Origin of the sequence: Parasphingopyxis lamellibrachiae, assembly GCF_003385775.1 — a bacterium.
GTDB lineage: Bacteria > Pseudomonadota > Alphaproteobacteria > Sphingomonadales > Sphingomonadaceae > Parasphingopyxis > Parasphingopyxis lamellibrachiae.
Map to the genome: position 1 here is coordinate 2,139,013 of NZ_QRDP01000004.1, position 18,615 is coordinate 2,157,627.

The 18,615-nt window shown below is 62.3% G+C and carries 21 protein-coding genes and 1 tRNA gene; 8 read left to right on the plus strand and 14 right to left on the minus strand.

The genetic code is table 11. The features are described 5' to 3' along the window. Nucleotides 1-110: 110 nt before the first annotated feature. Nucleotides 111-197 (minus strand) — tRNA-Leu (locus tag DFR46_RS10710). Nucleotides 198-404: 207 nt separating this feature from the next. On the opposite strand from DFR46_RS10710, the gene DFR46_RS10715 reads away from it, so the two are divergent. Beyond that, nucleotides 405-629 (plus strand): hypothetical protein, encoded by a 225-nt coding sequence (locus tag DFR46_RS10715; protein ID WP_116236429.1) that lies wholly within the window; start codon nt 405-407, stop codon nt 627-629. A gap of 10 nt (nt 630-639) precedes the next feature. Here the strand turns inward: DFR46_RS10715 and DFR46_RS10720 are convergent, their stop codons facing one another. Both DFR46_RS10720 and DFR46_RS10725 read right to left on the minus strand, forming a co-directional pair. Further along, a complete protein-coding gene (locus DFR46_RS10720) occupies nt 640-1,764 on the minus strand; it encodes a 6-phosphofructokinase (protein WP_342769846.1) in 1,125 nt (374 codons plus the stop codon). Continuing rightward, nucleotides 1,740-2,465, minus strand: a complete 726-nt coding sequence (locus tag DFR46_RS10725) for an MJ0042-type zinc finger domain-containing protein (RefSeq protein ID WP_116236431.1) — start codon at nt 2,463-2,465, stop codon at nt 1,740-1,742. Before DFR46_RS10725 ends, DFR46_RS10720 begins: the two co-directional genes overlap by 25 nt. Before the next feature lie 128 nt (nt 2,466-2,593). On the opposite strand from DFR46_RS10725, the gene ftsE reads away from it, so the two are divergent. From ftsE to DFR46_RS10745, 4 genes are read left to right on the plus strand one after another with little or no spacing between them, the layout of a single operon-like run. Further along, nucleotides 2,594-3,328, plus strand: coding sequence for a cell division ATP-binding protein FtsE (gene ftsE / locus DFR46_RS10730; protein WP_116236432.1), 735 nt, complete (start codon nt 2,594-2,596; stop codon nt 3,326-3,328). Then, nucleotides 3,325-4,218 carry a cell division protein FtsX gene (locus DFR46_RS10735; protein WP_116236433.1) on the plus strand — a complete coding sequence of 298 codons (894 nt, stop codon included), beginning with the start codon at nt 3,325-3,327 and terminating at the stop codon, nt 4,216-4,218. Before ftsE ends, DFR46_RS10735 begins: the two co-directional genes overlap by 4 nt. A 9-nt stretch (nt 4,219-4,227) precedes the next feature. Further along, entirely contained in the window at nt 4,228-4,758 is a 531-nt protein-coding gene (locus DFR46_RS10740) for a YdcF family protein (protein WP_116236434.1), read from the plus strand. Between the two features lie 6 nt (nt 4,759-4,764). Beyond that, nucleotides 4,765-5,460 (plus strand): lysophospholipid acyltransferase family protein, encoded by a 696-nt coding sequence (locus tag DFR46_RS10745; RefSeq protein ID WP_116236435.1) that lies wholly within the window; start codon nt 4,765-4,767, stop codon nt 5,458-5,460. Nucleotides 5,461-5,464: 4 nt separating this feature from the next. On the opposite strand, the gene hisC is transcribed toward DFR46_RS10745, so the two are convergent. Then, complete coding sequence (gene hisC / locus DFR46_RS10750) at nt 5,465-6,580, minus strand: histidinol-phosphate transaminase (protein WP_116236436.1); 1,116 nt, start codon at nt 6,578-6,580, stop codon at nt 5,465-5,467. A 146-nt stretch (nt 6,581-6,726) separates the two neighbouring features. Between hisC and metX the strand changes: the two genes are divergently transcribed. Genes metX through metW form a run of 3 tightly spaced genes read left to right on the plus strand, consistent with a single transcriptional unit; the run spans nt 6,727 to nt 8,866 of the window. Continuing rightward, the gene (gene metX, locus DFR46_RS10755) at nt 6,727-7,851 is read left to right on the plus strand and encodes a homoserine O-acetyltransferase MetX (RefSeq protein WP_116236437.1); all 1,125 of its coding nucleotides are present in this window, start codon (nt 6,727-6,729) and stop codon (nt 7,849-7,851) included. Beyond that, nucleotides 7,848-8,279, plus strand: a complete 432-nt coding sequence (locus DFR46_RS10760; RefSeq protein WP_116236438.1) for a GNAT family N-acetyltransferase — start codon at nt 7,848-7,850, stop codon at nt 8,277-8,279. The genes metX and DFR46_RS10760 overlap by 4 nt, the downstream gene beginning before the upstream one ends. Then, a complete protein-coding gene (gene metW / locus DFR46_RS10765) occupies nt 8,276-8,866 on the plus strand; it encodes a methionine biosynthesis protein MetW (RefSeq protein WP_116236439.1) in 591 nt (196 codons plus the stop codon). Before DFR46_RS10760 ends, metW begins: the two co-directional genes overlap by 4 nt. A 225-nt stretch (nt 8,867-9,091) precedes the next feature. Here the strand turns inward: metW and DFR46_RS10770 are convergent, their stop codons facing one another. The 10 genes from DFR46_RS10770 to DFR46_RS10815 all read right to left on the minus strand — a co-directional run bounded on the left by DFR46_RS10770 (nt 9,092) and on the right by DFR46_RS10815 (nt 18,499). Next, nucleotides 9,092-9,892: a DUF3800 domain-containing protein gene (locus tag DFR46_RS10770; RefSeq protein ID WP_116236440.1), complete on the minus strand. Its 801-nt coding sequence runs from the start codon at nt 9,890-9,892 to the stop codon at nt 9,092-9,094. Between the two features lie 82 nt (nt 9,893-9,974). Beyond that, the gene (gene pheT / locus DFR46_RS10775) at nt 9,975-12,365 is read right to left on the minus strand and encodes a phenylalanine--tRNA ligase subunit beta (protein ID WP_116236441.1); all 2,391 of its coding nucleotides are present in this window, start codon (nt 12,363-12,365) and stop codon (nt 9,975-9,977) included. Further along, the gene (pheS, locus tag DFR46_RS10780) at nt 12,362-13,471 is read right to left on the minus strand and encodes a phenylalanine--tRNA ligase subunit alpha (RefSeq protein WP_116236442.1); all 1,110 of its coding nucleotides are present in this window, start codon (nt 13,469-13,471) and stop codon (nt 12,362-12,364) included. The genes pheT and pheS overlap by 4 nt, the downstream gene beginning before the upstream one ends. 116 nt (nt 13,472-13,587) lie before the next feature. Further along, nucleotides 13,588-13,950 (minus strand): 50S ribosomal protein L20, encoded by a 363-nt coding sequence (rplT, locus tag DFR46_RS10785; RefSeq protein WP_116236443.1) that lies wholly within the window; start codon nt 13,948-13,950, stop codon nt 13,588-13,590. 3 nt (nt 13,951-13,953) lie between these two features. Then, a complete protein-coding gene (rpmI, locus tag DFR46_RS10790; RefSeq protein WP_116236444.1) occupies nt 13,954-14,160 on the minus strand; it encodes a 50S ribosomal protein L35 in 207 nt (68 codons plus the stop codon). Between the two features lie 151 nt (nt 14,161-14,311). Next, nucleotides 14,312-14,710 (minus strand): hypothetical protein, encoded by a 399-nt coding sequence (locus tag DFR46_RS10795; RefSeq protein WP_211306419.1) that lies wholly within the window; start codon nt 14,708-14,710, stop codon nt 14,312-14,314. A 142-nt stretch (nt 14,711-14,852) separates the two neighbouring features. After that, nucleotides 14,853-15,638, minus strand: coding sequence for a histidinol-phosphatase (gene hisN / locus DFR46_RS10800; protein WP_116236446.1), 786 nt, complete (start codon nt 15,636-15,638; stop codon nt 14,853-14,855). 47 nt (nt 15,639-15,685) lie between these two features. After that, nucleotides 15,686-16,624 carry an oxidoreductase gene (locus DFR46_RS10805; protein WP_116236447.1) on the minus strand — a complete coding sequence of 313 codons (939 nt, stop codon included), beginning with the start codon at nt 16,622-16,624 and terminating at the stop codon, nt 15,686-15,688. 38 nt (nt 16,625-16,662) lie between these two features. Continuing rightward, nucleotides 16,663-17,598 (minus strand): ribose-phosphate pyrophosphokinase, encoded by a 936-nt coding sequence (locus tag DFR46_RS10810; protein ID WP_116236448.1) that lies wholly within the window; start codon nt 17,596-17,598, stop codon nt 16,663-16,665. A gap of 109 nt (nt 17,599-17,707) precedes the next feature. Further along, on the minus strand, nt 17,708-18,499 hold the full coding sequence (locus tag DFR46_RS10815) for a LytTR family DNA-binding domain-containing protein (RefSeq protein ID WP_116236449.1): 792 nt from the start codon (nt 18,497-18,499) through the stop codon (nt 17,708-17,710). Between the last annotated feature and the right edge of the window lie 116 nt (nt 18,500-18,615).

An 18,615-nucleotide genomic window follows, 5' to 3' on the forward strand; every position in this document is an offset into this window, starting at 1 on the left:
GGTGGGGGTGAGGGCTGGTGCGGCGCCTGAGGCGAAGCCAAAGGTCTGACAGACAAAAAAGTCGCGCTGCGCGACTTCTCTTCATCCTAAATCATTGAAATGTTGGAAAATGGTGCGGTCGAGAAGACTCGAACTTCCACGGGCGTTAGCCCACATCGACCTCAACGATGCGCGTCTACCAGTTCCGCCACGACCGCACATTTTCACAAGGCCGGCATAGCTTCCGGCTTCTGGCAGGCGCGAGCCTCTAGCAAAGGGTGCGGGCCGGTGCAATGGCCGATCATCATCGATTGCACCTCCCGGTGGCAACATTCGCCCAAATCGCTGCATTAAGGCTCTTTTTGGGGACCATTAACCCTTTCTTCACCTTTTCGCCCCGAATTTTGCCGCTTAGCCATCGCCCCATGGCCATCACAACCGCTCTCCTGCTGCTCGCCGCCCTGCCCGAATCAGGCACAACGGTCCATGCACGCGCCACCGCGCACATCCTCGCCGCCGAAGAGATAGATTTCACGCGCCCGGATGCCCGGCCGGAGGGGGTGCTGCTCAGGATCGTCCGCCGCCGTGATACGGATGGGACGGCAAGCCCCGACGCGGAGGGCGCGGAGCAGCTCGTCGAATTCCAGTAATAGGCGCTGCCTAACAGAGGAACATCGGCATGCCTTCGATGCGCATGAGTTTCGCGCGATAGGCCTTGCTGTCGTAGAGATTGGCGATATCGACCGATTTCTGCTGCTCGAGCAGCGTCCCGATCGGGACATGGCAATAATTGCCGTCGGTCAGTGCCACCATCCGGCCCGCCTTGCCGTCGCGCAGCAGCTGGACGGCCAGCCCGCCAAAGGCGAAACCCGCCATCCGGTCCATCGCGTCGGGCTCCCCGGCGCGCATCAGATAGGCCAGTTCCTGGACCACGGTGCCGATGCCGGTCCGGGCCTCGACAATCCGGGCGAGCTGTTGCCCGACCCCGCCTTCGGCCCGCTGGGTCGCCGATTTGCCCATTTCGCCATTCGCTTCCGAGCCGAGGATGCTGGCCCCTTCGGAAACCACGCACATCGCGTAATGCTCGCCGCTATGGTCGCGGTCCTCGACAAGCAGCGGGATCAGTATATCGGGATCCGCCGGCACTTCGGCGATTACGGTGCGGGCGACCTGGGCAAGAAAGCCGGAAAGCAGCGCGGTTTCGCCCGAACGGCGGCCGAACAGTTCGATCACGCCGATCCGTTCATGGCTGGCCGTGGTCGTGCGCAGCGCGTTGATTGCCGCCACCGAGCGGGTGATCGCGGTCGAAAAACCGATACAGTAATCGGTGCCGTGCACGTCATTGTCCATCGTCTTGGGGATGGAGATGACCTTGAAACCCCGTTCGGAGAGATGCGCGGAAAAGCGCAGCGTTCCGTCGCCGCCCAGGGTGATCATCGCGTCGATGCCGAGCCGGTCGAGCACTTGGAGCACATGGTCCGTCCGGTCGCCTTCGGCCTGGGTGCGCGGATCGGTGCGCGAGGTATGGAGGATCGTGCCGCCGCTGCGATCGATGCCGCGCACCCGGGCACGGTCCAGCGTCCAGCTTTGGGCGGCAACGGTCTCCGGGTCGTCGGGGTCGATCCGCAAAAACCCCTCCCAGCCGCGCCGGAAGCCGGTAACCTGCCAGCCTTCTTCCAGCGCGCCGAGCGTGATCGCGCGGATACAGGCGTTGAGGCCCGGAACGTCGCCTCCTCCTGTGAGTATCCCGATATGGATAACTACCCTCCTTCGAGGGGCACGAATTTGAGATTCAGTTCCTCGGCATTGCGGGGAATGTCGATCTCGGCGGAGTTGAACTCCACCATTTCGCGCGGCGGCAGGGAAGTCTGCGGCGCCTGGATCGTCCAGTCATAGACAACAGCGCCCTGTGCATTGCGCAGTTCGGCGCGGATATCGGGCACCCGCTGTTCTTCGTCGGTCATGTTGACGATCCGGCCGGAAATCGAGAGCAGTTCATGGCCGCTTGCCAGGGTGCGCCGCTCCGGGCTGCGCACGAGCTGCACGTCGAGCGCGCTGTCGGCGGCTCTGCCGCCAAAGCCCGACAGGAAGCCCGGCGGACCGAACCAGGCGACGGCCCCGATGCCGGCTGCGAGAAGAATAAACAGCCCGACGGCAATTGCGGTCCACATCTTTGCCGGGTTGCGCCGGGGCTTGAAGGGCGGCTCGTGGGCAAAGGGATCGTTGCCCTCGACGGAGGGCGTGCGCGGCGCCGGCTTCTCGATCCGGGGTTCTTCCGTGCGGCGCTCCCGGGGAGCTGTTTCCGCAAATTCCTGTTGCACGGGCTGCGGCGGAGGAGAAGGCGCGGCGGCGGCGGCGACGGTGTCCGGGCCTTCGGCGAACCAGCTATTCTTGCAATTGGCGCAGCGCACCTGCCGTCCTTCTACGCCGATGGCTGTATCGGGCACCAGATACCGTGTTGAACAGGAAGGACAAACGAGGATCATGCGAAAGGAACGCCAACTGATTGCAAACAGGCTTGTGATCTACGCGGGCAGGGGGCTTGCTGGCAAGTTGGTTCCGCTGTGCGTTGTGTGCTTTACGCCGGATGGCGGCTTGTGCCATGGCAGCAAGGATGGCCACGACAATTGTCCAGTTCGAAAATGTCGGGCTGCGCTACGGTACGGGCGCAGAGACGCTGTCTGACGTCAGCTTCTCACTGGATGGCGGCGGTTTCTATTTTCTCACCGGTCCTTCGGGCGCCGGAAAGACCTCCCTGCTCAAACTTCTCTATCTGGCGCAGCGCCCGAGCCGCGGGCTGATCCGGCTTTTCGACGAGGATGTGGTTACCCTGCCGCGCGATCGTCTGCCGGGCTTTCGCCGGCGGATCGGCGTCGTCTTCCAGGATTTTCGCCTCGTCCCGCATCTCTCCGCGTTCGACAATATCGCACTGCCGCTTCGGGTGGCGGGTGTGGAGGAAGACGAGCTTGCGACGCCGGTCAATGAGATGCTCGCCTGGGTTGGCCTGTCCGACCGCGCAAGCGCGCGTCCGGCGACGCTTTCCGGCGGGGAGCAGCAGCGCGTCGCCATCGCCCGCGCGGTGATCGGCCGACCCGAGATCCTGATCGCGGACGAGCCGACCGGCAATGTCGACCCGGAAATGGCCGCCCGGCTGCTGCATCTGTTCGATGCGCTCAACAAGCTCGGCACGACGCTGGTCGTCGCGACCCACGATATCCATCTGCTGAGCCGGGTGTCTGCGGCGCAGTTGATGCGGCTCGAAGGGGGGCGGCTGTCCGATCCCACCGGCGCACTGAAAAACCCGCCGCGCGAACCGCATATGGGCAAGCCCCGGAAGCCCAGCGCATGACCCTGCCCTTCGCCGCCAGCCCGGCCGAACGCAGGCTGCTCACCGAAGGCCGGCTGTCGGGGCCGATGCCATGGGTAATCGCGATCATGATGTTCCTGACCGTGCTTGCGGCGGCCGGCGGGCTGGCTCTCAACCACGCGGCGCGCAATGTGACGGGCAGTATCGCCCAGCGGATAACCATCCAGATCGTCGAGGCCAATCCCGACCTGCGCGAGCAGCAGACGCGCGCAGCCATGGCGGCACTTTCGGCCATGGAAGGCGTGACGGCGGTGAACCGGGTGCCCGATGCCGAGATCGAAGCGCTGATTGAGCCCTGGATCGGCGGCGCCGGCGAAGAGGAGGGGATTCCCGTCCCCACGATGATCGACGCGGACCTTACCGAGGAAGCGCATGACCGGCTCGAAACGGTGGAGGAGGCGATCATTGCCGCCGCGCCCGCCGCGCGGGTCGACGATCATGCCCAGTTCCTTGCGCCGCTGGCCGGACTGATCGGGTCGCTGACCTGGCTCGCCCTTGCGCTGGTACTGTTGACCGCCAGCGCTCTTGCTGCATCGGTGATCCTCGCCGTTCGCGCGGCGCTCAACACGCATCGCGGCACGATCGAAGTGCTGCACCTGATGGGCGCGACGGATATCCAGATTGCGCGCCTGTTCCAGCGGCGAATTGCGCTCGATGCCCTGCTGGGCGGTACGATCGGCTTCCTGACCGCGGTGATCGTGCTGCTGCTGCTCGGGCAACGGATCGGCGCGGTGGGGTCGGAGCTGCTCGGTTCCGCAACCCTGCCGCCCCTTGCCTGGCTGCTCCTCATTCTTTTGCCGATCATCGGAGCGGTAGTGTCGACACTGGTCGCACGGTTCACCGTCATCGGCGTTCTCAAGAAAATGCTGTAGGGTAGGGCGATGGTGCGGCGTATCCTTTCCCTGATCGTGCTGGTGTGGGCGCTCGGCTTTGCGGTGTTCGTCGTTGGTCTGCCCGGTCCGGCGGCTCCGCAGGAAACGGATGGGATCATCGTGCTGACCGGCGGCGAGAACCGGATCGATCGGGGCATCGCGCTGCTCGAGGCCGGGCAGGCCGGGCGCATGCTGGTCTCGGGCGTCAACCGGACGGTGCGGCCCGTCGAACTGGCCGAGCAAACCGGCGCGCCCGAGCGGCTGTTCGATTGCTGCATCGATCTCGGTCAGGAAGCGGTCGATACACGCAGCAATGGCCAGGAAGCGGCGCGCTGGGTTCGCGAGAACCGGTTCACCAGCGTCCGTCTGGTCACGACCGACTGGCACATGCCTCGCGCCCGTTTCGAGCTTGTCCGCGAGCTGGACGATGGCGTTTCGCTGCTGGCCGATGCTGTGCCGAGCGACCCCAGTTTCATGCAACTGTTTCTGGAATATAACAAATATCTGCTGCGCCGCGTCAGTGCGATAGTCGGGCTATAGGGCGTCATGGCGGCAATAAGGACGCTCCTTTTCATCCTCCTTTTCTACGGGCTGACCATTCCCTGGGTGATGGCGGCCCTGATCGGCGCGGCGCTGGGCGATGGGCCGATGCACAATGTGATTTTCGGCTGGGTGCGTTTCCACCGTTGGTGCGCGCGCTGGATCCTCGGCATCCGGGTGCGGATCGAGGGCGCGATTCCCGAGGGGCAATATCTGTTCGCCGCCAAGCATCAGGCGATGTTCGAGACGCTCGATTTCCTCAACCTGCTCGATACCCCGGCGCCGGTGCTGAAAAAGGAGCTTACCGCGATTCCGGGCTGGGGCTGGCTGGCGACACGCTATGGCGGCATCGCCGTCGACCGCGCCGGCGGCGCAGCGGCGATGCGCGCCATGCTGAAACGCACGCGCGCTGTGCTTGCCGATGGCCGTTCGGTCGTGATCTTTCCGGAGGGCACGCGGGTCCTGCCCGGCGAAACGCCGCCGCTCCAGGCCGGTTTTGCGGGGCTCTACAAGATGTTCGGCCTGCCGGTCGTGCCGATTGCCATCGAAAGCGGGCATGTCTGGCCGCGCAAGGGCTGGATCAAATATCCCGGCGTCGTGACCTATCGTTTCTTCGATCCGATCCCGACCGGCCTGCCGCGCGCGGAGATCGAAGCCCGGGTGCATGCCGAGATCAACAGTCTGGAGAGCGGGAGAGAGTAAAGTGTCAGCGCGCGCCCGGCGCCTGACACTCTCCGACCAGCGCTTCGAGCACTTCGGCCACGCCGCGCGTTTCCTCTTCGGTGCCGATCGTGATGCGCAGGCCATGGGCCAGGCCCTGCCCGGGCAGCCAGCGGGTGATATAGCCGCGCGCCATCAGCCCCTCATAGGCGGCCTCTGCACTCAGCGCGCCGTCGAACAGGACCAGCAGGAAATTCGCTTCGGACGGCACGGCGCTCAGCCCGGCATTGCCCATCGCCGCGATCCGCCCGGCCAGCCATGCGCGCCACTTTGCATTGTGCGCGCGGCTCGTCGCGACGAAATCCTGGTCGCCGAGTGCAGCCATGGCGGCCTTTTGCCCGGCGGTCGTGACGTTGAACGGCGCGCGGATCCGGTTCAGCGCTTCGATGACGGCGGGCGGGCCATAGCCCCAGCCGATCCGCTCGGCCGCCAGCCCGTAAATCTTTGAAAAGGTGCGCGTAACCACTATATTGTCAGCATCGCGCGCAAGCGCCAGCGGGGCTGCGGCGCGCTCCGGATCGAGATATTCGGCATAGGCCTGGTCGATCACGAGCAGGCAATCGGCGGGCATGGCGTCATGCAGGCGGGCGACCTCGGCCATGCCGGTATAGGTGCCCGTGGGGTTATTCGGATTGGCGAGGAAGATCACCCGCGTCCGGGGCGTGATCGCGGCGATCAGCGCGTCGATATCGGTCGCATAGTCGCGGTCGTCCGCCTCGACCGGTGTCGCCCCCACCCTTTGCGCCGCCAGCGGATAGACGCTGAAGCCGTATCGCACATAGAGGATCTCGTCGCCCTGCCCGGCATAGGCCCCGGCGGCCAGGTGCAGTATCTCGTCCGATCCCGTACCGCAGATGATCCGCTCCGCCGCTATCCCGTGCAGCGCGCCAATCGCGCCGCGCAGCGCCGTCGATCCGGGATCGGGATAGCGCGCAAGGCTGCCGCGCGCCTCCGCCAGCGCCTCTGCCGCGCGCGCGCTCGTCCCCAGCGGGTTTTCGTTCGACGACAGCTTGATCGCCGGGGCGTTTGAACCGCCCGTGGAGCGGCCGGGCGTGTAGGGCGTCATCGCCGCGATCCAGGGCTTGGGGGTTGGGCCGGTCATGCGGCGTCGATAGAGGGATTCGGGCGCGGTTCAAAGTGAGATCTGTTTGTCGGGCTCAACCTGTGGGTTGAGCGGCGAGCTTCCGCAGGGAAGTTTCCGACAAAGGTTTGACAAGCCGGCCCCCCGCGCCCTAGCGCCGCTTCTCTATGGCGGAGGACAATTCCCCCTTTGGCGCCGCGCGCGCGCTCACCCTGGCCGGGCCTCTGGCGCTCGATGGCGGGGCATCGCTTGCGCCCGTGGACTTCGCCTATGAAACCTATGGCGCGCTCAACGAGAGCCGCTCCAACGCGATCCTGATCTGCCATGCGCTGACCGGGGACCAGCATGTCGCCTCGCAGCACCCGGTAACCGGCAAGCCCGGCTGGTGGGCGCGCATGGTCGGCGAGGGCAAGCCGATCGATCCCGCGCGCCATTTCATCATCTGCATCAATGTGCTGGGCAGCTGCATGGGCAGCGCCGGCCCGGCCAGCCTGGCTGAGGACGGGCGGCCCCATGCGATGCGCTTTCCCGTCATCACGCTGCGCGACATGGTGCGCGCCCAGGCGATGCTGCTCGACCATCTGGGGATCGAGACGCTGCAGGCGGTGATCGGCGGCTCGATGGGCGGGATGCAGGTGCTGCAATGGGCGGCCTGCTATCCGCAGCGTGTGCGTTCCGCCGTCGCCATCGCCACGGCGGCCCGGCATTCGGCCCAGAATATCGCCTTTCACGAAGTCGGGCGGCAGGCGATCATGGCCGACCCCAACTGGCGCGGCGGCGATTATTATGCCGATGGCGAGCCGCCGACCAAGGGACTGTCCGTCGCCCGCATGGCCGCGCATATCACCTATCTGTCCGAAGAAGGCCTGACCGAGAAATTCGGCCGGCGGCTTCAGGCGCGGGATTCGAAAAGTTTCGGCTTCGATGCCGATTTCCAGATCGAAAGCTATTTGCGGCATCAGGGGATCAGCTTTGTCGATCGCTTCGACGCCAACTCCTATCTCTATATCACCCGCGCGATGGACTATTTCGATCTGGCAGAGGAACATGGCGGCCTGCTCGCCAATGCCTTTGCCGGCTCGTCGACGCGCTTTTGCGTGATCAGTTTCGACAGCGACTGGCTCTATCCGACCAGCGAGGCGAAAACGATCGTCCGCGCGCTCAATGCCGGCGGTGCGGAGGTCAGCTTTGTCGAACTGCCCAGCCCCTTCGGCCATGACGCCTTCCTGCTCGATACGCCGGGCCTGAATACGGCGGTGGACGGGTTTCTGAAAGCGGGAGAGGGGGCGTGACTCTCCCGGCCGGATATGAGTTGACCGAAGATCAGGCGCGGATCGATGCGGTGGCGGCCCATGCCTATCTGACGCGCGCCTATTGGTCGCCCGGCATTTCCGCCGAAACTGTCGCCACTGCGCTTGCCAACAGCCATTGCATCGCGATCTTTCATGGCAGCGAACAGGTCGCCATGGCCCGGGTGATTACCGACTGGGCGACCTTTGCCTATCTCGCCGATGTCTATGTACTGGAAGAGCATCGCGGGCGGGGGCTTTCCAAAGCCATGCTCGCCCATCTGCACGGCGACGCACGGCTGCGGGATTTGCGTCGCTGGGTGCTTTTCACCCGCGACGCGCACAGCCTTTACGAACAGTTTGGCTGGTTTGTCGGCAAACATCCCGAGCGGCTGATGCTGTTCGACAATCCGGAGGCCTTTTCGGCATGAGGCCGCTGCGCCCCGATCTCGCGATTATCGCCAGCCATGTGCCGGACCGCGCCAGCGTGCTGGATATTGGCTGCGGCGATGGCGGCCTCATGGCGGCATTGCGGGAAACCAAAAGCGCGGACGCCCGGGGGCTGGAGCTTGACGCCGCCGATGTCGCCACCGCCATGGCGAAGGGGCTGTCGGTGGTGCAGGGCGATGCCGATACCGATCTCGCCGACTATCCCGACAGCGCTTTCGACTATGCGATCCTCAGCCAGACGCTCCAAACCACGCGCGCGCCCGACGCGATCCTGGGCGAGCTGCTGCGCATCGCCCCGCGCGCCTTCGTCTCCTTCCCCAATTTCGCCTATTGGCGGGTGCGCGCGAGCCTGCTCTTCGGCGGGCGGATGCCGGTCACCGGCGCCTTGCCGCTAAGCTGGTATGCGACCGAGAATATCCACCATGTCACCATCGACGATTTCCGCGCATTGCTGCGCGAGCAGGGGATCGCCGTGGAGCAAGCCTGGTTCCTGAGCGGGAATCGGCAACGCGGTGCGGGGGCGGCGAATTTGCTGGCCGAACAGGCGGTGTTCTTGTTGGGGCGGTGATTTGATCGTTCAAGAAAGGCTTTTCGACCGCTCTTGATTCTGTGAGAGTCTTCGAAATGCCAAAAAACCGGATTCTATCAATGACTTAAGGCGCAACCCCATGATTCATAACAGAGGATCTTGATCCAGATAGCCAATTTGACTATATAGATGGTAATTCGGCTTCGGTCGAAGGGAGATCGTAATTTGCGATCGCGCGGGGGCTTATAGGCCCCCGCACACTTTTCAGGGCAACCATTTTGTCCCGTAGCCGGAAATCACGCCGCTGTTTGGATTCCGATCATACCAGTAGCGGCGAAGTAGACCTACGAGATAGGTTCCATGATCCGGTCCGATTGCCTCTCCAAGCTGCTCAAACTTGAGCGAGCGATGACAGGGATGCGCCAGGAGATCTGCAATCTGAAGTCCCGCTATGTTTTTCTCTTTTGGCAGCAATCGTAGATCTTTTGAAGTCAGGCGAGCTTGTATCATTTGGGAATCTACCATCCCGGTTTTATGTTTGTAAAAGTAGGTAAATGCCCGACGCAACTGCTTGTCGTGTCTGGGATTGCGCGCTTCGCCTAGCATGTCGCCTTGGAAGTTATTTCTCCGCAACCACAATACAAATCGTTCCAACAGGCATTCAAGCAGATAATGATAGGGGCTGTAGCGCCAGACTTTATATCGCTGTTTATGTTCAAGTTTATCGATTGAAATCGTGAAGGCAGCGATCAGACACTCAGCTATGATCGAAGACATTCGCCAGTCGAACTCCTGTCGCCGCTCCACGTTTCGGAGAGCCACGAAATCGCCTTCGCTCCTCATAATATCTCTTCGATGCAAGACTACTTCTTGCGCTCCGAAAATATCCTCTTTGAGCCTGTTCATCCGGCGGGTCAGATAGCCGTCATGGGTGTCTTGTTTCACGACGACACCCGTGATGCTCAGATAGCGTTCGTTTGGGTGCTTCTCCGCCGCATCTAAATCACCGTTGCCGGTCTCATCGAAATAGAGACGATAACGACTGGTTGGAGGCACAAAGTTCATGTCCAAGAACTTAAACCACCTAATGGATCAACGTTCAAACAATATCCACAGTTCAGCCACTTAGGGAATCTCAATATTACATCTAACCCCTGAGCTCACCGCCAACCTTCTCCGCCGCCTTTACCACCTTGTCCGAAATCGCCTTTAGCTCCTCTTCGGTAAAACTTTTCTCGCCGGGCTGGAGCGTCACTTCGATGGCGACCGATTTCTTGCCTTCGGCTACACCCTTGCCGGTGAAGACGTCGAAGATCCGCGCATCGACCAGCACCTGCTTGTCGGCGCTGCGGACCGTGCGGAGCAGATCGCCGGCGGGGGTGTCGCTATCCAGCAGGAAGGCGAAGTCGCGGGTTACGGCCTGGAGCGCGGGCGGGGTGAAGGCGGGGCGCATATGGCCGGAAGACCGCGGCATCGGCACGGCGTCGAGATACAGCTCGGCGGCCATGGCGGGGCCATCGAGATCGAGCGCCTTCAGGGTAGCCGGATGCAGCTCGCCAAATTCGGCCAGCATGTTCTTTGGGCCGAGGCAGAGACGCCCCGAGCGGCCCGGATGATAAAGCGGGCTGGTATCCCCAAACAGTTGCAGATTGGCGGTTGGAGCGCCTGCCGCATCGAGCAGGGCGAGGATCTCGGCCTTGGCGTCATAAGCGTCAAACGGTGCACCGCCGCCCTGCCAGTGGCGCGCATCTTTCGCACCGGCGAGGATGAGACCCAAGGTCGGGCGTTCGTCTTCTGCCAGATAGCGGCGGCCTATTTCGAAGAGCCGGATGCTGGCTGCGCCGCGATCCGCATTGCGTTTGGCGGCAGCCGCGAGGCCTGGAATCATCGAGGTCCGCATGACCTTCATGTCTTCGCTGATCGGATTGGCGAGCACCCATGGCGCTTCGCCGGAGAGCGCGGCCTCGGCCTCGGGAATGAAGCTCCAGGTCACGGCCTCGTTGAGCCCGCGCGCGGCGGCGGCCCGGCGGACCTTGCGTTCGCGCTTCTGTTCGGGCGAGGCGGTCGGCGTGGCGACGCCTTCCTTGCGGGGCAGGGCGGTGGAGGGAATGGCGTCGAAACCTTCGAGCCGCAGCACTTCCTCGACCAGATCGGGCGCTCCAACAATATCGCGCCGCCAGCTCGGCACGGAAACGGCGAACGGCGCCCCCTTTTCTTTCGGGCCCTCGACGGTGAAGCCAAGGGCCTCCAGCGATGCGCGTTGTGTGTCGAAGGGTACGGAAAGGCCGCCTAAGGTTGCACAAAGCTCAGGGTCGTACGCGACGGCTTTTGTTTCGAGTGGCGGGGCGCCGGCTTCCACTTTGGCCGAGGCTTCGCCGCCGCAGATATCGAGCACAAGCTGCGTTGCGATGGCGAGGCCGTCGTCGAGAAACGCCGGATCGACGCCGCGTTCGAAGCGCGCGCGCGCGTCAGACATCAGGCCGAGCCTCTGGCCGGTAAGGGCAATCCGCTCGGGCGTGAAATAGGCGCATTCGATCACGATATCCGTGGTTTCCGGCTGCACACCGCTATGTTCGCCGCCCATGATGCCGCCAATATCGTGAACGGAGTTTTCATCTGCGATCACGGTCATCGAGTCATCGAGGCGATACTCTTTGCCGTTGAGCGCGACGACGGTTTCCCCGTCCTCGGCCCGGCGCGCAAAGATCGCCTTGCCCAGTTTCGCGCGGTCATAAACGTGGAGGGGGCGGCCATGATCGATCATGATATAGTTGGTGATGTCGACCAGAGCCGAGATCGGCTTCTGGCCGATGGCGCGCAGGCGCTTCTGCATCCAGGCGGGCGAAGGGCCGTTCGCCACACCGGAAACGGAGCGCCCGAAAAAGGCCGGGCAGCCCTCGGGATCGTCTGTGCGAATCTCGATGGAACAGGGAGTATTTGCTGTAATATCAGACACTTGAAGGGGTTTCAGCGTACCAAGGCCGGCCGCGGCCAGGTCCCGCGCCACACCATATACGCCCATGCAATCCTGCCGGTTGGGGGTGATAGCGATATCGATCACCGGGTCGTCCAGCCCTGCCCAGATCGCGTAACTTTCGCCAACATTCGCTGCCGCTTCGTCGCCCAGATCGATCACGCCTTCATGCGCGTCGGAGAGCTCCAGTTCGCGCTCGGAACACATCATGCCGAAGCTTTCGACATCGCGGATCTTCGCCGGGCCAAGCGTTACGTCGATGCCCGGCACATACATTCCGGGCGCCGCGAAAACCCCGACCATGCCGGCCCGTGCATTGGGCGCGCCGCACACGACCTGCACCGGATCGCCGGACCCGGTATCGACCTTGAGCAGCTGCAGCTTGTCGGCATTCGGATGCTTTTCCGCCGATACGACCCGGGCGATCCGGAAGTCGCCGATCTGCGCGCCCGGATTTTCCACGCCCTCGACCTCGAGCCCGATTGCGGTCAGCGTCTCGAGGATGGTGTCGAGATCGGCTTCGGTATCGAGATGCTCTTTGAGCCAGCCCAGTGTGAACTTCATGCGCCCACTCCCGCGCTCAGTGTCGGTACGTCGAGCACCGAGAATCCATAATGTCTGATCCAGCGCAGATCGCCGTCGAAAAAGGCGCGCAGATCGTCCATGCCATATTTGAGCATGGCGAGCCGGTCGATGCCGCAGCCGAAGGCGAAGCCCTGCCACTCATCCGGATCGAGATCGCACGCTTCGATCACGCGGCGATTGACCATGCCCGAGCCGAGAATTTCCATCCAGCCGCCATCCTCTTTCGTCGGATCGCCGCCGATGATCCGCTTTCCGTCTTTCAGAGAATAGCCGACATCGACTTCGGCCGAAGGCTCGGTGAAGGGAAAATAGCTGGGGCGGAAGCGGAGCACGATATCGTCGCGTTCGAAAAAGGCCTTCACGAAGGTCTCAAGCGTCCATTTCAGATGGCCCATATGGATGTCGCGATCAATGACCAGGCCTTCGACCTGGTGGAACATAGGCGTGTGTGTTGCATCGCTGTCCGAGCGATAAGTGCGGCCTGGCGCGATGATCCGGATCGGGGGTTTTTCAGAAGTCATGGTGCGAATCTGGACGGGCGATGTGTGCGTCCGCAGCATCATCGGCTGTCCATCGCGCTGCTGCTCTTCGCCGAAATAGAAAGTGTCGTGCATAGCGCGCGCCGGATGGGTTTCCGGAATATTGAGCGCGGTGAAATTGTGCCAGTCGTCCTCAATCTCGGGCCCGGTAGCGACGGCAAAGCCCAGATCGGCGAAGATCTCGGCGAGTTCGTCCATCACCTGGCTGACCGGATGAATGGAGCCTTTCGGCATCTCTTTCGGCGGGAGCGACAGGTCGAGCGTTTCGGAAGACAGTCGTGCGGCGAGCAAGTCTGCTTCCAATGCGGATTTCCGGCTCTCTATGGCGGCGGCAATTTCCGCGCGCAGGCCGTTGATCTTTGGTCCTTCCACCTGGCGTTCTTCAGGGGACATTTTGCCCAGCGTTTTCAGCAGGCCGGTGACGACGCCATTCTTGCCGAGCGCATGGACGCGGACAGCGTCGAGCGCATCAAGGCCGGCGGCGACGTCGATCGCGGCCTGCAGGTCCGTGTTGAGCTGCTCCAAATCTGGCTTTTGCTGGTCCATGTCTCAGTCCGTTCCGGTTGCCGTGAATGCAAAAAGGGCGCGTGGAGCCATTTCGCTCCCCGCGCCCTCTTTAATAGGAATCGCCGATGTTGCTACCGGCTATTCTTGTCGTTGCCTCAGGCTTTCGAGAGCGCGTCTTTGCTCTGGGCAACGACGGCGCTAAACGCCTCCGGTTCGTTCATGGCAAGATCGGCAAGGACTTTGCGGTCCAGCTCGACGCCTGCCAGTTTGAGGCCATGCATGAAGCGCGCATAGGTCAAATCCTCCGTGCGCACCGCAGCGTTGATCCGCTGAATCCAGAGGCCCCGGAATTTACGCTTTCTGACCTTGCGATCGCGATAGGCGTACTGGCCAGCCTTTTCGACTGCCTGACGGGCAACACGAATCGTGTTTTTCCGCCGGCCCCAATAGCCTTTGGCTTCGGTGAGAACTCTTTTGTGACGTGCCTTGGTCGTCGTTCCGCGTTTTACTCTAGCCATGACCTATTTCCTCAGTCCGTAAGGCGCCCATTTCTTGACGACCTTGGCATCGGCTGCGGACAGTTCGTCCGTGCCGCGATTCTGGCGGATATATTTGGCGTTGTGGCTGATCAGGCGGTGACGCTTGCCAGCGACTCCGTGCATAACCTTGCCGGTTGCGGTGATCTTGAAGCGTTTCTTCACACCGCTCTTGGTCTTCAGTTTGGGCATTTTCGTCTCCTTTTGTCGAGGCGATTTCAGACGGACCTGGCAGCCCTTTCGGCCAGCCCGCCTCTTCGCAAGGCGCGCGCATTAGCTGTTTTTGGTGCACCGCGCAAGGCGCATTATCGAACTGCGCTGCGGAATCCGCAGGCGCCTGTTCCTAATCCTGGCGCTTCCAGACCCAGCTGTACAGTGCCAGCCCGGTGATGATGAACAGCGCAAAGCCGGAAAGCATCCAGGGATTCACATACCATTGCTCGCCCCAGGAGAACTCACCGGACATGATTTTTCTCCACCCGGCAAAATGCTGTGTAGAACCAACGACAATCCCGAACAGCGCAAGAACCGTTACGATCCAGCGACTGAGCCAGTGATCTGGCCTCGGGAAGAGCAGGGAAAGGCCGATCAGCCCGATAACGGTGCGCTGTGTGCGGCAATAGGGGCAGACATAGACCCAGCCGAGCAATTCGACAGCCCAGGTTACAATGCTGATGATGATCGCTGCGATCGCGATCGGATAACGATACCGAAACAGATCGTCCAAAGATGGTATTTTCACCAAAGCTTCCCCCCAAACGGTAGATGGATTTTCATGGCAAGCCGCTCGCAGGCTGCATGTGGGATCGACTATTGGCACGACGAATTTCGTTTGGCCAGCGCCGGCTATTGCGAGTCGGCAGCGTGCTCCAATGCCTGGTCCGCTAGGCTGCGTGCAGCGCTTCCAACACATCGTCGAGCCGGGCTGAATCGCCCAGCGCGATAACTCTGCCGTCGCTTTCGGCGGTCAACGGTTCTCCCTGCCAATCGCACATCTGCCCGCCCGCGCCCTCGACGACCGTAACCAGCGCTGCGAAATCGTGAACCTTCAGCCCGGCCTCGATAACAATATCGACATGACCGGAGGCGAGCAGGCCATAATTGTAGCAGTCGCCGCCATAGAGCGGCCAAGGATTTTTGCCGTAAGCAGTGGCGATAACGCGCAGATAGGCGGCCGCTTCGTCCTCGGAAAAACAATGCGGGCTCGTGGTCGCCACCGTTGCGCCTTCCAGCGATTTGCATCGCCGTGCCTTTGCCGGTTTGCCGTTGAACAGTGTTTCGCCGCCCATAGCCCCTGTCCAGCGCTCATTGGCAATTGGCTGGTCGATCATGCCGAGCACGGGCCACCCATCCTGCAACAGGGCTATCAGCGTACCGAAGATCGGGCGGCCCGCCATGAAGCTGAGCGTGCCGTCGATCGGATCAAGCACCCATTGGCGCGATGCGGTTTCGCGGGTGGTTCCGAATTCTTCACCGATGATCCCGTCTTCCGGCCGCTCGCGTTCAAGGATTTCGCGGATAGCAGTCTCCGCTGCGCGGTCTGCCTCGGTAACGGGCGTGGTATCGGCCTTTTTTTCATGCGCGAACGCGGAGCGGAAAAAGGGACGGATGGCCTGGCCGGCGGCATCGGCAAGCCGGTTTACGAGATCGAGATCGGATTTAAGTGTCATGCTGCGGGCGCTAAACCAGCGGGCGGGATTGCGCTAGTCGGAACAGCCTATTGCCCCATCATCCAGTTAAAACCGACCAGCCTCTCGCTCTCTTCCCAAAGCCACTGCGCAACCTCTTCATCCAGCGCGCGCCGGGCGACGAACGCGTCCCCGACCGGGCCCCGGGCATCGCCCCAGCCCGTCGGACCGTAATAGGCTCCGGCTCTGGCTTCGCTTCCCGCCGCTGCGAGCACGGTTGGAATTGCGCCTTTCTCGGAAGGCTGGGCCATGAGTGGGTTGAGGAACTTGTAGGCAAAATTCAGCAGGCCGGAGGGCCCGGTATCCTGAAGCGCGGTGTTTGAATATCCCGGGTGGCAGGCGATGGCCTTTACCGGGCTGTCCTTGGCCTTGAGTTTCCGATCCAGTTCAAGGGCGAACATCAGATTGGCAAGCTTGCTCTGGCTATAGGCGTTGGTAGGCGAATAGGCTTTTTCCAGCATCAGGTCGTCGCGGTGGATGGTGCCGAATTTGTGCGCAATGCTCGAAACCACGACTATCCGGCCTTGCGCCCGTTCCACCAGATCGAGGAGCATACCAGCGAGCAGGAAATGGCCGAGATGATTGGTGGTGAGCTGAAGCTCGAAGCCGTCGACGGTTCTGGTTTCGGGCGTCTGCATGATGCCGGCATTGTTGATCAGGGCGTCAAGAGATCGGTAGCGCGTGTGTGCCTCGTCCGCAGCTTTGCGGACCGAGGACAGGTTGGAAAGGTCGAGCGCGATGGTTTCGACTTTGCCTCTGGCGGTTCTCTCGAGTTCGGCGACCGCGTTTTTGGCCCGGTCGGGATTGCGGCAGCCAACGACGACATCGCCGCCGGCTTCGCCCAGCATTTTCGCGGCGTCAAAACCGATACCCGAGTTGCCGCCTGTGATGAGAAAGGTTCTGCCCGTCAGATCCGCCAGGCGATCCGGGGCCCAGTCGGAAAATCCACTGTTCGCGATCTTTGGCATATGCGCCTCCGATTCGCGTTATGACACTGGCTCACGGTTTAGTCGAACAGGCTGGAAACGGAGCTTTCGTCCGCGATCCGGCGGATTGCCTCGGCAAAAAGCGGAGCGATGGGAAGGTGACGAATCTTGCCCGTCTCGGCGATCGCATCATGATTGCCGATCGAATCGGTGATCACCAACTCTTTCATCACCGATTTGTCGACCCGGGCAACGGCGCCGCCCGAGAGTACGCCGTGCGTGCAATAGGCCATCACATCCTCGGCGCCAGCCTCTTTCATGGCCGCGGCTGCGTTGCAGAGCGTGCCCGCCGAATCGACAATATCGTCGACGATGATGCAGAACCGACCTTCGACATTGCCGATGATGTTCATGACTTCCGACTCGCCCGGCTTTTCACGGCGTTTGTCGATGATCGCGAGCGGCGCATTGTCGAGCCGTTTGGCCAGCGCCCGGGCGCGCACGACGCCGCCGACATCGGGCGATACGACGGTGATGTCTTTCTTGGAGAAGCGCGCGGAAATATCTGCGGCCATCACGGGCGCGCCATAGAGATTGTCGGTCGGGATATCGAAAAAGCCCTGAATCTGGCCGGCATGGAGATCCATGGTCAGCACGCGATTGGCGCCGGCGATGGTGATCAGATTGGCCACGAGCTTGGATGAGATTGGCGTGCGCGGGCCGGGCTTCCTGTCCTGCCGGGCATAGCCGAAATAGGGCATGACGGCGGTAATGCGTTTCGCCGATGCGCGTTTGAGCGCATCGATGATGATCAGCAACTCCATCAGATTGTCATTCGCAGGATAGCTCGTTGATTGCAGGACGAACACATCCTCGCCGCGCACATTTTCGAGAATTTCGACGAAGATTTCCTCATCGGCGAAACGCCGGACATTGGCTTCAGTCAGCGGGATCTCCAGATATTGGGAGATGGCGCTCGCAAGCGGCAGATTGGAGTTACCCGACAGCAATTTCATGGATGCTCTTCCCCTTTGCGCGTTGTTTTAGGACGTGCCCCGGAAAAAGAAACTGGTTTGCTGCGCTTTTTTGGGGAGAGACGATGGTGTGGCCCGGCCACACCTCTTGTCAGAGCCAGCCTTCGCGCTTGAGGACTTCCTGGCGGTTGCGCGAAACCGGTGCGAGAAGGCCGTTGGCAAGTTCGAGTTTGATCGCGCGGCCTTCGCGCCGGATCGCGCGCACTTGATCGCGGGCCACCCACCAGCTGCGGTGCACCTGCATCCCCTCAAAGCCCTCCAGCTCGGCGATCGCGTCGCGCAAACGCATAAGAATCATCTCGCTCCCGACGAGCGTGTGCGCGCACACATAGTGATCCTGCATTTCGAGGCAGACGAGATTGTGGCCCAGTCGCGGCGAGAGCCGGTCGAAAAAGGGTGCGGGCGGTTGTTCGGGCAGCGGAATTGCAGTGATATCGAGCGGCGTCGGGGCGGCCGGGGTTCCGGTCGCCAAGCGAGGTTGGTCAGCGCGGCGCTGGCCGAACAACAGCCACATCACGATCTGGATACCGATGCCGATGCCCAGAACCTGCAGATAGAGCATGGCAAAGCCGGCCTCGAAATAGCGGCTGTCCAAACGCATGCCGCCGAGAGCGAAACCGATCAGTGCAGTGAGTGGCAGCGAGGCGAGGCCGGCCGCCAGCAGCAACGTCCCCCAGATCGGGATGGCCGTTTCCCGAGCCAGCCAGGTCGCCACGGTCTGAACGGGCCGGTAAACCGCATATCCGACCAGTATGAAGCCCAGCCAATAGGCGAAGCGCGGCGCGCTGGGCATGGCATAGGTCCCGAACGGTCCGAGCAGGCCGAGCATCGCCCCGATTGCCGCGATGATGAAGATTTCAATGGCCAGTCGCCGCAAGAGCATGGTCGTTTCTTGTCCCGTTCGCGCTTCGTGAATGGGCAAATAGCGCAAATCCGGGGGTTTGGCGAAGAAAATGCGCGCGGCGCGTAGAGGCGCTTGCCGACCGGTGGCCTGGTGTC